The sequence below is a fragment of the Pseudobutyrivibrio sp. genome (assembly GCF_015057185.1).
Taxonomy (GTDB): domain Bacteria; phylum Bacillota; class Clostridia; order Lachnospirales; family Lachnospiraceae; genus Pseudobutyrivibrio.
This window is the reverse complement of the sequence record NZ_SVEV01000025.1, coordinates 43125-55857: the sequence shown is the minus strand read 5'-3', so window position 1 is coordinate 55857 and position 12733 is coordinate 43125. Positions and strand designations below refer to the sequence as shown.

Here is a 12733-nt window from a genome sequence, read left to right as displayed (position 1 = left end):
TAGATTTACCAAGAGACAAGAGAATTGAAATTGGTTTAACTTACATTTACGGAATTGGTAGAGTAAGCTCAAACAAGGTTCTTGAGGCAGCTGGTGTTGATCCTAACACACGTGTCAAGGATTTAACTGATGAAGAAGTTAAGAAGATTAGCACAGTTATTGATGAGACATTAACTGTTGAAGGTGATCTTAGAAGAGAAGTAGCTCTTGATATTAAGAGACTTCAGGAAATCGGATGCTATAGAGGAATCCGTCATAGAAAGGGTCTTCCAGTTCGTGGACAGAAGACTAAGACAAACGCTCGTACTCGTAAGGGTCCAAAGCGTACAGTAGCAAATAAGAAGAAGTAATTTATTCAATAGAAAGAAAGTAGGTTAGTTTAATTATGGCTAAAGTTGCAAAGAAGACAACAAAAAAGCGTGTAAAGAAAAACGTTGAACACGGACAGGTACATGTTCAGGCATCTTTCAATAATACAATCGTAACTATTACAGATGCTCAGGGTAATGCTCTTTCATGGGCAAGTGCTGGTGGTCTAGGATTTAGAGGTTCAAGGAAATCTACTCCTTATGCTGCACAGATGGCAGCTGAGACAGCAGTTAAGGCTGCATTAATTCACGGATTAAAGAGTGTAGATGTATTCGTAAAGGGACCAGGTTCAGGACGTGAGGCTGCAATCAGAGCAATCGATGCAAACGGCGTTCAGGTTCTTACAATCAAGGATGTTACTCCAGTTCCACATAACGGATGTCGTCCACCAAAGCGTAGAAGAGTCTAATTAGGAGGAAAATCTAATGGCAGTTAATAAGACACCAGTTCTTAAAAGATGTAGATCTCTTGATTTAGATCCTACATTTTTAGGATATGATAAAAAGTCACGTAGACAGAAGAATAGAGGAAGAGGTAAGAAGTCAGAGTACGCACTTCAGCTTCAGGAGAAGCAGAAGGCTAAGTTCATCTATGGCGTACTTGAGAAGCCTTTCCGTAATTATTATGAGAAGGCTGACCGTCAGAAGGGTATGACAGGTGAAAACCTTATGACAATTCTTGAGAGCCGTCTTGATAACGTAGTATTCCGTATGGGATTTGCTCGTACAAGAAAAGAAGCTCGTCAGGTTGTTGATCACAAGATGTTCCTTGTAAACGGTAAGTCAGTTAACATTCCTTCATACCTTGTAAAGGCTGGAGATGTTATCGAAGTTCGAGAGAAGTCAAAGAGCATTCAGAGATTCAAGGATATCGTTGAGGTAACAGCTGGTAGAACAACACCAGAGTGGGTTGACGTTGATTCTGAGAATCTTAAGGGTACAGTTAAGGAGCTTCCTAATAGAGAGCAGATTGATGTTCCTGTAGACGAGATGCTTATCGTCGAGTTATATTCAAAATAATAAATTTTAGTGAATTCTTACAAAAAGCACTTATACCAGCTTGCTTGTATAAGTGCGATTTGTTAAAATTTTACTATGCGACAATGAGCAATTAAGCAGGATATTTTAAATATTCTGTTTTTTCAGTCTAATACATTATATTAAGGAGGCAATGTAGTGTTAAATTTTGAAAACCCAAACATTGAAATCGCTGAGATTTCTGAGGACAAAAAATACGGCAGATTCGTTGTAGAACCTCTTGAGAGAGGTTATGGTATAACACTTGGCAATTCTCTTCGTAGAATTATGCTTTCATCTCTGCCAGGAGCTGCAGTTAGCCAGATTAAGATCGAAGGCGTTCTTCATGAATTTAGTGCTATTCCAGGCGTTAAAGAAGACGTTACAGAAATTGTTATGAACATCAAAGAGCTTGCTATTAGAAATAACAGTAGCTCTGATGAACCAAAGACAGCATATATTGAGTTCGAGGGTGAAGGAGTTGTAACAGCTGCTGATATCCAGGTAGATTCAGATATCGAGATCATTAATCCAGATCTTGTTATTGCACATCTTAATGGTGGCAATGATTGCAAGCTTTATATGGAGCTTACAATTACAAAGAATCGTGGCTATGTTTCAGCTGACAAGAACAAGACTCCAGATACACCAATCGGTAAGATTGCGGTAGATTCAATTTACACACCAGTAGAGCGTGTAAACATGACAGTTGAGGACACTCGTGTAGGTCAGGTTACTGATTATGACAAGCTTACACTTGATGTATATACAAATGGTACAATGGGTCCTGATGAGGCAGTTTCTATGGCTGCTAAGGTACTCAGCGAGCATTTAAATTTATTTGTTAATCTTTCAGAGGCTGCTCAGGATCTTAGCGTTATCGCTGACAAGCCAGATGATACAACAGGCAAGACTCTTGAAATGAGCATTGATGAGCTTGAGCTTTCAGTTCGTTCATACAACTGCTTAAAGAGAGCTGGTATCAATACAGTAGCAGAACTTTGCGACAAGTCACCTGATGACATGATGAAGGTTCGTAACCTTGGTCGCAAGTCTATGGAAGAAGTAGAACAGAAGCTTAGCGAGCTTGGTCTTTCACTCAGAATGATTGAGGACTAAATCGTTTTTATAAGTAACAGGAAATAATACGTGAAAAATAAGACCGATGAGCATTTTCGCGGATGCCTTTCCATCACAAAGTTACGGGGTAAGACCGATGAGCACCTGTAACGCCAGTTATTAAGGAGAAAAGAAATGGCAAAGTACAGAAAATTAAGCAGAACATCTTCACAGAGAAAAGCGCTTTTAAGAAATCAGGTAACTGAGCTTCTTTATCACGGAAAGATTGTTACAACTGAAGCTAAGGCTAAGGAAGTAAAGAAGATTGCTGAGCACATCATTACACTTGGTGTAAAGGAAAAGGATAACTTCGAAGAAGTTACAGTTCAGGCAAAGGTTGCTCGTAAAGATAAAGATGGTAAGAGAGTAAAGGAAGTTGTTGATGGCAAGAAGGTTACTGTATACGATACAGTTGACAAGAAGATCAAGAAGGATTCAGCTTCTAGACTTCACGCTCGTCGTCAGATGATGCAGGTTCTTTACACTCCAACAGCTAAGGGTGCAAAGAAGTCTGAGACACACAAGGTTGACATGGCTAACTTTGTATTCGATGAGATCGCTCCAAAGTACGTTGATCGCAAGGGTGGTTACACACGTATCGTAAAGATCGGACCACGTAAGGGCGATGCAGCTATGGAAGTTGTTCTTGAGTTAGTATAATTATATTGACTTTTAACCAGGACGTTTAGTCCTGGTTTTTTTTATACACAAAATTTTTATTTAAAAAAATATTTATTATTTAAGTATTTTCTAAAATGATGTAGTATGACAATATAATTATAATTTTACTGTGAGGTTGATATGGGGAAGACTAAGATTACAAAAATGACTGAGGGACGACCTCTTACATTAATCCTTAATTTTTCAATTCCGATGTTGTTTGGATTGCTGTTTCAGCAATTATATAATCTTGTTGATACTATTATAGTTGGTCAAACACTGGGAGATAATGCTCTTGCTGCTGTTGGATCTACTGGCTCAATTAATTTTTTGATTAATGGATTTTGTATAGGCATTTGCTCGGGCTTTGCTATACCTGTTGCCCAGCGTTTTGGGGCGGAGTCCTATAGTTCAATGAGGAAATTTGTAGGTAATTCTATTGTATTATCAGCTATATTATCAGTGGCAATTACTACTGTAGTTTGTATTTTTTGCTATCAGATTCTTTCGTTGATGAGAACACCAGAAGAGATTATAGATTTAGCATATATATACATTGAGATAATCTTTCTAGGTATTCCTGTTACATTTCTCTATAATCTTACGGCAGGCATCATTCGTTCATTGGGAGATAGTACAACACCTACCTATTTTTTGATTTTGGCGGCAGGAATAAATGTTGTACTAGATATCGTTTTTATATTGGTATTTAAAATGAATGTTGAAGGTCCAGCATTAGCTACAGTTATTTCGCAGTTTATTGCAGGAGCTAGCTGTGTCATTTACATGATTAAAAAGTTTCCTATACTAAAACTTAGTAAAGGCGATTTGGTTTTAGGCAAGCATCATACCCAAGTCCTTATGTTTATGGGTATTCCATTTGGATTACAGTATTCAATTACGGCCATTGGGTCTGTTGTTCTTCAGACTGCGGTAAATGGCCTTGGAACAGTTGCAGTAGCTTCAATGACAGCCGGTGGTAAGCTCTCACAATTTGTTGTGTGCCCATTTGATGCCTTAGGCGGAACCATGGCTACATATGCTGGTCAGAATGTAGGAGCAAAGGATATACCTAGAGTAAAAAAGGGCATATGGACAGCACAGCTATTAGGAACAATTTATGCGGTTATTAGTTTAATAGTTTTATTCTTTGTTGGAAGAATTCTTCTTAGAATGTTCACTGATACACCAGTTGTAATTGAACAGGCAATGCTATTATTGATTGTTAATGCTTTGACCTATACATTATTAGCGGCAGTTAACATTTTTAGATTTGCTATTCAAGGAATGGGGTTTTCTGGATTTGCAATTTATTCAGGAGTAATGGAAATGATAGCCAGAATCTTGGTTGCATTTGTATTGGTTCCAATAATTGGTTATGAAGGCGCAGTATGGGCTAGCCCAGTTGCTTGGCTATTTGCTGTAATATTCTTAGTCCCAGGTTTTTATTCATGTTGTCATAAATTAGAAAAAAGATTTTGCAGCGAGAACTGTCATTATATATAAATCATCGGACCATTTTATTAGGATTTAAAAGTCTTAATAAAATGGTTTGTTAATTAACAAACAATATTCAGAAAAGTATTAAATAAATATTAAATCTATAGAAAAACGCTTACACAAATATCAAATATACTATACAATACCTCTTAAGTTTTAAAAATTTAAAGAAAGAAATTTTTAGGAGGAAGAAAAATGTTAAAAAAGTATTTTGATTTATCAAACCATGTAGCGTTGGTTACTGGATGTTCATCTGGACTTGGAGTTCAAATGGCAAAGGCATTGGCTTCACAGGGCTGCAATATTGTGGCAGTTGCAAGAAGACAGAATTTGATTGATGAGGTAGCAAAGGAAATAGCAGAAACATATGGCGTGAAAGCTATTGGTATTCCTTGCGATATTACTGATACTTCAAAGGTAAATGAAACTGTTGATAAGATATTAGAAGAGTTTGGCAGAATAGATATTTTGATTAATAACGCAGGAACAGGATCAGGTGCAACATCTGCTGAAAATATGGAAGATTCTCAATTTGAAGGAGAAATAGCTATAGATTTAACAGGTAGTTTTAAAATGGCTCGAGCAGTAGCGAAAAAGGCAATGATTTCTGCTGGATATGGAAGAATAATTAATATTGCATCAATGTATGGCCTTGTAGGAAACAATATTGCTCCAGCAGCCGCATACCATGCTGCAAAGGGTGGCGTGGTTAATCTTACACGTGCATTAGCATCTGAATGGGGAAACAAGGGCATTACGGTAAATGCTATTTGTCCGGGATATTTTGAAACTCCTTTGACAAAGGAAACCCTTGATACTGAATTCTTCCAGCAATATGCTAAAACAATGATTCCATTGAATAGATATGGAAAAGAGGGAGAGCTTGATACAGCAGCAATTTTCTTGGCGTCTCCATGCAGTACATATGTAAATGGAGTAATATTGCCAGTAGATGGCGGATATACTGCAATGTAATTAACTGGCCTGTAGCGATTATGCTACAGGCTTTTTTAAATTGAAGGAAATAAACAAAAATTAAATTTAAAATTTGCAAATTGACTTTAGTCATTAAAAGTGCTAAAGTATCCAACATAAGTAAATATAGGAGGAGAAGACATATGAAGAAAATTCTTGGATTTGTTACTGCATCTGTTTTGGCTTTTAATATGGTAGCATGTGGAACAAATGCTGCAAAAGAAAAAGCTGAACAGTCAGAGACTGAGCAAACGACTGATGCACAACAGTCATCAGATTCTGGTGATCAGACATATAATGTGGGAGTTTTACAGTTGGTACAGCATCCAGCATTAGACGCGGCTACAGAAGGATTTCAGGATGCATTAACTGAAAAGCTTGGGGATAAAGTAAACATTGAGGTACAGAATGCTTCTGGCGAGATTTCTAACTGCTCAATTATTGCAAATGCATTTGTAACAGACAATGTTGATTTAATTATGGCAAATGCTACACCAGCTTTGCAGGCTAGTCAGACAGCTACTAATAGCATTCCTATTGTTGCAACATCTATTACTGACTATGCTACAGCATTGGACATTGATGATTGGTCTGGTTCAACAGGTATTAATGTAACTGGAACTTCAGATTTGGCTCCATTAGATGGCCAGGCAGAAATGTTAAATGAGCTTTTCCCAGATGCTAAGGAAGTAGGTATCATCTACTGTTCTGGAGAAGATAACTCAATTTATCAGGCAAACCAAATCACAAAATACTTACAGGAGTATGGCTACAACGTAACACCTTATACATTTGCAGATTCAGCAGATGTATCCACAGTAGTACAGACAGCATGTAGCTCTAGTGATGTTTTATATGTTCCAACAGATAACGTAGCAGCAGATTGTGCTGAAACAATAAATAATATTGCTTTAACAGCAGGTGTTCCAATTGTGGCTGGTGAAGAAGGAATCTGCAAGGGCTGTGGAATCGCTACACTTTCAATTTCATACTATGACATCGGTTATGAAGCAGGCCTTATGGCTTACGATATTCTTGTAAATGGTGCAGATCCTGCAACTACAGAGATTAATTATGCTACAGAATTTACAAAGGAATATAATCCAGTAATCGCTGAGCAGCTTGGAATTACACTTCCAGATGACTATACAGCAATTGAGATGGAAGAATAAAAGATATTCAAAATATTTAGTAAGGATGTGGGCAAGGTCTTTTTAGACCTTGCTCTTTGGAGTTTTAGATTATGATAGAAACAATAATAGCAGGGTTACCTGGTACTCTAGCACAGGGAATTATATACGGTATAATGGCCCTAGGAGTATATATAACATTTAAATTATTAAATTTCGCCGACTTGTCTGTTGACGGTTCATTCTCCACAGGAGGAATTGTTGCGGCAATGGTAATATTATCTGGAAAATCTTGGGTTTTAGCCCTTGTATTAGCTTTTATAGCAGGTGCTGCAGCGGGACTAATCACTGGAGTACTTCATACTACCTTTGGTATTCCTGATATTTTGGCCGGAATTTTAACGCAGTTAGCTTTATATTCAATAAATCTTCGAATTTCAAATGCTCAATCTAGTGTTCCAATTTCAGTTGATAAATATGATTTGGCAGTTTCTCTGAGATATCAGAATGATGCGCTGATTACTGTAGCTATTATTGCTGTTGCTATTATAGCTGTTATGTATGCATTTTTTGGAACAGAAATGGGTTCTGCTCTTAGAGCAACAGGAACAAATCCAGCCATGGCAAAGGCACAGGGAATTAATATAAATATTATGAAGACTATAGGTCTTGTGATATCAAATGCATTAGTTGCCTTTGCAGGTGCTTTATATGCGCAGTTTAATGGCCAAGCAAATGTTAATAATGGACGTGGCGCTATTGTTATCGGTTTGGCAGCCATTATCATAGGTGAAGTTATCTGCAATGTTATTTTTAGAAAAAAGATAAATTTTGCCATATTATTAGTATTTGTTGTACTTGGCGGAGTGCTATATTACATCTTCATGGATTTAGTTTTGAAGCTGAAGCTAAATACTAACGATTTGAAATTGTTTACAGCATTGATAGTTGCTATATTCCTTGCGGTACCATACTTAAAAGGAAAGGCAAATAGCTCATTTAGAAAAGCTGCTAGAGAAGGAGGTAGAAGACATGCTTAGTGCTAACAATTTGAAAAAGACCTTCAACCCTGGCACAATTAATGAAAAGGTTGCTTTAGCAGGTGCTTCTCTTTACCTAGAGGAAGGAGAATTCTGCACAGTTATCGGAGGAAATGGAGCAGGTAAGTCCACATTTCTTAACGCTGTAGCTGGTGTATGGCCAGTGGATCGAGGAACAATTACAATTGACGGTGTTGATGTTACTGGATTACCAGAACATAAAAGAGCTAAATACTTAGGCCGAGTATTTCAGGATCCAATGACAGGTACCGCTGCAAATATGCAGATTGATGAGAACATGGCATTGGCAGCGCGTCGTGGCAAAATTAGAGGATTAAAGTGGGGTGTTACCTCATCAGAACGTGAAAAATATCATGAAATGCTCAAACAGCTAGATTTAGGTCTAGAAGATAGACTAACAGCAAAGGTTGGCTTGCTTTCAGGTGGACAGCGTCAAGCGTTAACACTTTTGATGGCAACAATTCAAAAGCCAAAGGTATTACTTTTAGACGAACATACAGCGGCTTTGGATCCTAAAACTGCTTCGAAGGTTTTGGAAATCACAGACATGCTAATTAAAGAGAATAATCTAACTGCAATGATGGTAACTCACAATATGCGTGATGCAATCAAGTACGGCAATAGACTTATTATGATGAATGAAGGTAGAGTTATTCTTAATATTAGTGGAGAAGAAAAGAAGCAACTTTCTATCGAGGACCTGTTGCATAAATTTGAAGAAGTATCTGGTACAGAGTTTACTAATGATACTGAAATCCTTTCTAAATAATTAATGAAAATAAAGCAGCTTGCGTAGCGAAATGTAAAATATTGTATTGAAACAATTTTTGCAAATCGATGTCGCAAGCTGTTTTTTCGTTACAGAGAATTAACAAGAAATAATTGTGAATAAAGACGTTAATATGTATTAAAAATTTATTAAAAACGATACTTTTACCCCTATTTATGATAAATTAGAGTAGATGAATTTATAAATGCGGAGGCAGATGTGAACGAGAACAACAATAACAACCAAAATGGAAATAACAAAAAGAATCATCAGCCGTTTTATACATTAGGAATTTTAGTGCTTATTGCGCTTTTCTTTACAAGCATGATGTACAAGGGTGTTGCTTCTGGAACAAGTCAGGAGATAACATATTCAGAATTCCTTGAATTAGTAGAGGCTGATAAGGTAAAAGAAGTAACCTTTAAGGATGACGTAATCAACATCACTTTAGTAGATGATGCTGATTATAGTGATGTGAGTGATGAGACAAGTATATCACCTCAGATTTACGATACATCCATTAAATTATACACTGCTAGGATTTTTGAAGATGAAGAATTAGTACAGCTTCTAAAAGAGCATAATGTTAATTTTGAAGGTACAATAGCTGATTCAACAGCGGCTATTATTTATAACATTCTTTCATTTGTTTTACCATTAGTACTTTTATGGGTAGTACTAGGCTTCCTTATGAAGAAAATGGGTGGCGGCCCTATGGGCGTTGGTAAATCTAATGCAAAGCTTTACAACATGGAAAAGGCTACTGGCATTACTTTTAAGGATGTTGCAGGCCAGGATGAAGCAAAAGAATCTGTTCAGGAAATGGTAGATTTCCTACATAACCCTAAGAAATATACAGAAATTGGTGCGAAGCTACCAAAGGGTGCGTTGTTAGTAGGCCCTCCTGGAACTGGTAAGACACTTCTTGCAAAGGCTGTAGCTGGTGAGGCGGGCGTTCCATTCTTCTCATTAGCTGGATCTGACTTTGTTGAAATGTTCGTTGGTGTTGGTGCTTCACGTGTTCGTGACTTGTTTAAAGAGGCACAAAAGGTAGCACCTTGTATTGTTTTTATTGATGAGATCGACGCAATCGGAAAGAGCCGTGATGCTCATTACGGCGGCGGAAATGATGAACGAGAGCAGACATTAAACCAGTTATTGGCAGAAATGGATGGTTTCGATTCTAATAAGGGACTTCTTATTTTAGCGGCTACAAATAGACCAGAAGTACTTGATAAGGCTCTTTTACGTCCAGGACGTTTTGATAGACGAATTATTGTTGATAGACCAGATCAAAAGGGACGTCTTGAGATTCTCAAGGTTCATGCCAAGGATGTCAAAATGGATGAATCTGTAGATTTGGATGCTATGGCGCTTGCTTCAGTTGGTTTGGTTGGTTCTGACCTTGCTAATATCATAAATGAGGCAGCTATTCTTGCAGTTAAGGACAAAAGAAAATTCGTTAATCAAAAAGACTTGTTCGAGGCATTCGAGCTTGTTGCAGTTGGTGGTAAAGAAAAGAAAGATAGGGCAATGAGTGAGAAGGAACGCAGAATTGTTTCTTATCACGAAGTAGGACACGCTCTTGTTTCTGCTTTACAGAAGGATTCAGAGCCAGTTCAAAAGATTACAATTGTGCCTCGTACTATGGGTGCTCTTGGATATACATTACAGACTCCAGAAGAAGAAAAGTTCCTTGAAACAAAGGACGAGCTGCTAGCAAAAATTGTTACATTCATGGGTGGACGTGCAGCTGAGGATATTAAATTTGGAAGCTATACTTCCGGCGCTGCCAATGATATTGAGCAGGCTACCAAAATTGCTAGAGCTATGGTTACTCGCTTTGGTATGTCGGAAAAATTCGGCATGATGGGACTTGCAACAGTAGAAAGCCAGTATCTTGATGGTCGAGCTTCTCTTATCTGTGGTGATAACACTGCAGGACAAATTGATGAAGAAGTACTTAAAATGATTACTGATGCTTATGCAAAGGCAAAAGAGCTTCTTACTGAAAATATGCAAAGCCTTGATAAAATTTCAGAGTATCTATTTGAGCATGAAACTATTACAGGCAAAGAATTCATGAAGATATTCAGAGAAATAAAAGGACTCCCTGACCCAGAAGAGGAAAAAGCGAAAGAAAAGGCAGATGCAGAAGAGTCACAGGATGATTCAGATAACAACTCTAGTCTTTTTGAAGATAATAAGAAATCTAGTATCTTTGATGACAATGATCCTAACAATGTAGTTACGGATAGTATTTTTGATGAGTAATTTATGGTAACAGAACAAGACCTTGGAAAACTCCCGGATCAACCGGGAGTTTATCTAATGCATGGGAAAAATGATGAAATTATATATGTTGGTAAGGCACGCTCTCTGAAAAATAGAGTACGACAGTATTTTCAGCCGAGCCATGATGAAGGGCTTAAAAAGAAGCAGATGGTGGCTAATATCGATTATTTCGAGTTTATAGTTACTGATTCTGAACTTGAAGCCCTTATTTTAGAATGCAATTTAATAAAAGAATATCGCCCAAAGTATAATACAATGCTTCGAGACGATAAGACCTATCCATACATAGAGGTTACTCTAACCGAAGCTTATCCACGTGTTATGTTTTCCCGCAGAATGAAAAAGAATGGCAATAAATTTTTTGGTCCATTTACTTCGGCAAATGCGGTACATGATACGGTTGAACTTGTTCAAAAGCTTTACAAAATAAGGACTTGTAGTCAAAAGTTTCCAGAAAGCTTTGGAAAAAATCGTCCATGCTTAAACTATCATATTGGCCAGTGTCTAGGCGTATGCCAAGGAAACATTTCCAAGGAAGAGTATGCTAAAAATGTAGAAAAAGTAATAGATTTTTTGAATGGTGACTATTTTGATACCCTCAAGGATTTAGAGGCTAAAATGTTATCAGCTTCTGAGGAAATGGATTTTGAAAAGGCAGCATTATACAGAGATTTAATAGAATCTGTTAAGGCTTGCGCTGGTAGACAAAAGGCAACCCAATTAGACGGAGAAGATAGGGATATAATTGCGATGGCTGCAGCAAAAGAAGATGCAGTTGTTCAAGTCTTTTTTATACGTGATGGTAAAATGATTGGGCGTGAGCATTTCTTTATTAATGTACGTGTAGATGATACAAATGAGGACTTGCTGCAATATTTTTTGAAGGATTATTATACGGGGACTCCATTTATTCCACGAGAAATATTTGTGCAATATGATTTGGAAGAGGCAGAACTATTAGAAAATTGGCTGACCGATAAAAAAGGGGCAAGAGTATATATCAGAACCCCAAAGAGAGGTTCAAAAGAAAAATTGGTAGAGCTTGCGGCTAAAAATGCGCAAATGGTTCTTGACCAAGATAGAGAAAAAATAAAAAAAGAAGAGGGCAGAACCTTAGGTGCAATGAAGGAAATTGCAGATATGTTAGGATTACCTGGTGCTAGCAGAATGGAAGCATTTGATATTTCTAATATTTCAGGATTTCAATCAGTCGGCTCCATGGTTGTATTTGAAAAGGGCAAACCTAAACGTTCAGATTACCGTAAATTTAAAATAAAGACGGTAGAGGGACCAAATGATTATGCATCTATGCATGAGGTCCTTACTAGACGATTTTCTCATGGTCTAGAAGAGCTTGAAGCAAACGGCGGTCAGCAGGAAGACAGCTTTACGAAATTTCCGGATATCATTATGATGGATGGTGGTAAAGGACAAGTACACATTGCTGAACAGGTAATGGCAGAATTAGGGCTACATATACCAATCGCAGGAATGGTTAAGGACGACCACCATAGAACTAGAGGGTTATATTTTAAAGACCAAGAACTACCAATCGATACCCATTCCCAAGGCTTTCAGTTGATAACTAGATTACAAGATGAAGCACATCGCTTTGCTATTGAGTATCACAGAAGTCTTAGAAGCAAGGGGCAGGTACACAGCTTCCTAGATGATATCGAAGGAATTGGACCAGCTAGACGAAAAGCGCTTATGAAGAAATATGTTTCTGCGGAGAATATGGCAAAGGCAACAATAGATGATTTGAAGGACACACCATCCATGTCTAGAGAGGCCGCAGAAAATGTGTATAATTACTTTCACCCTGTTAATTAGGGGTTA

General features: G+C 37.5%; 12 protein-coding genes. All 12 read left to right on the top strand.

The genetic code is table 11. From position 1 onward, the window contains the following. A partial coding sequence (rpsM, locus tag E7276_RS10865; RefSeq protein ID WP_294217428.1) for a 30S ribosomal protein S13 occupies nucleotides 1-350 on the top strand: 350 nt, incomplete at its 5' end. A 35-nt stretch (nucleotides 351-385) separates the two neighbouring features. After that, on the top strand, nucleotides 386-778 hold the full coding sequence (rpsK, locus tag E7276_RS10860) for a 30S ribosomal protein S11 (RefSeq protein WP_090420832.1): 393 nt from the start codon (nucleotides 386-388) through the stop codon (nucleotides 776-778). Between the two features lie 16 nt (nucleotides 779-794). Continuing rightward, complete coding sequence (rpsD, locus tag E7276_RS10855; RefSeq protein ID WP_294217423.1) at nucleotides 795-1388, top strand: 30S ribosomal protein S4; 594 nt, start codon at nucleotides 795-797, stop codon at nucleotides 1386-1388. A gap of 156 nt (nucleotides 1389-1544) precedes the next feature. Further along, entirely contained in the window at nucleotides 1545-2504 is a 960-nt protein-coding gene (locus tag E7276_RS10850) for a DNA-directed RNA polymerase subunit alpha (protein WP_294217421.1), read from the top strand. A gap of 135 nt (nucleotides 2505-2639) precedes the next feature. Next, nucleotides 2640-3164, top strand: a complete 525-nt coding sequence (locus E7276_RS10845) for a bL17 family ribosomal protein (RefSeq protein ID WP_294217414.1) — start codon at nucleotides 2640-2642, stop codon at nucleotides 3162-3164. A 141-nt stretch (nucleotides 3165-3305) separates the two neighbouring features. Continuing rightward, entirely contained in the window at nucleotides 3306-4670 is a 1365-nt protein-coding gene (locus E7276_RS10840; protein WP_294217410.1) for an MATE family efflux transporter, read from the top strand. A gap of 189 nt (nucleotides 4671-4859) precedes the next feature. Beyond that, on the top strand, nucleotides 4860-5639 hold the full coding sequence (locus E7276_RS10835; protein ID WP_294217409.1) for an SDR family oxidoreductase: 780 nt from the start codon (nucleotides 4860-4862) through the stop codon (nucleotides 5637-5639). Between the two features lie 143 nt (nucleotides 5640-5782). After that, a complete protein-coding gene (locus E7276_RS10830) occupies nucleotides 5783-6811 on the top strand; it encodes an ABC transporter substrate-binding protein (protein ID WP_294217406.1) in 1029 nt (342 codons plus the stop codon). A 71-nt stretch (nucleotides 6812-6882) separates the two neighbouring features. Continuing rightward, nucleotides 6883-7809 carry an ABC transporter permease gene (locus E7276_RS10825; protein ID WP_294217404.1) on the top strand — a complete coding sequence of 309 codons (927 nt, stop codon included), beginning with the start codon at nucleotides 6883-6885 and terminating at the stop codon, nucleotides 7807-7809. Next, nucleotides 7802-8599 carry an ABC transporter ATP-binding protein gene (locus E7276_RS10820; protein ID WP_294217402.1) on the top strand — a complete coding sequence of 266 codons (798 nt, stop codon included), beginning with the start codon at nucleotides 7802-7804 and terminating at the stop codon, nucleotides 8597-8599. The genes E7276_RS10825 and E7276_RS10820 overlap by 8 nt, the downstream gene beginning before the upstream one ends. A gap of 219 nt (nucleotides 8600-8818) precedes the next feature. Continuing rightward, entirely contained in the window at nucleotides 8819-10873 is a 2055-nt protein-coding gene (gene ftsH, locus E7276_RS10815; RefSeq protein WP_294217400.1) for an ATP-dependent zinc metalloprotease FtsH, read from the top strand. A gap of 3 nt (nucleotides 10874-10876) precedes the next feature. Further along, a complete protein-coding gene (uvrC, locus tag E7276_RS10810; protein WP_294217397.1) occupies nucleotides 10877-12727 on the top strand; it encodes an excinuclease ABC subunit UvrC in 1851 nt (616 codons plus the stop codon). Nucleotides 12728-12733 lie beyond the last annotated feature (6 nt).

Bases quoted from the DNA above. Each gene is read 5' to 3' on its own strand.
- rpsK (WP_090420832.1), top strand. From the start codon at position 386: ATGGCTAAAGTTGCAAAGAAGACAACAAAAAAGCGTGTAAAGAAAAAC.
- rpsD (WP_294217423.1), top strand. From the start codon at position 795: ATGGCAGTTAATAAGACACCAGTTCTTAAAAGATGTAGATCTCTTGAT.
- E7276_RS10845 (WP_294217414.1), top strand. From the start codon at position 2,640: ATGGCAAAGTACAGAAAATTAAGCAGAACATCTTCACAGAGAAAAGCG.
- E7276_RS10840 (WP_294217410.1), top strand. From the start codon at position 3,306: ATGGGGAAGACTAAGATTACAAAAATGACTGAGGGACGACCTCTTACA.
- E7276_RS10835 (WP_294217409.1), top strand. From the start codon at position 4,860: ATGTTAAAAAAGTATTTTGATTTATCAAACCATGTAGCGTTGGTTACT.
- E7276_RS10830 (WP_294217406.1), top strand. From the start codon at position 5,783: ATGAAGAAAATTCTTGGATTTGTTACTGCATCTGTTTTGGCTTTTAAT.
- E7276_RS10825 (WP_294217404.1), top strand. From the start codon at position 6,883: ATGATAGAAACAATAATAGCAGGGTTACCTGGTACTCTAGCACAGGGA.
- E7276_RS10820 (WP_294217402.1), top strand. From the start codon at position 7,802: ATGCTTAGTGCTAACAATTTGAAAAAGACCTTCAACCCTGGCACAATT.
- uvrC (WP_294217397.1), top strand. From the start codon at position 10,877: ATGGTAACAGAACAAGACCTTGGAAAACTCCCGGATCAACCGGGAGTT.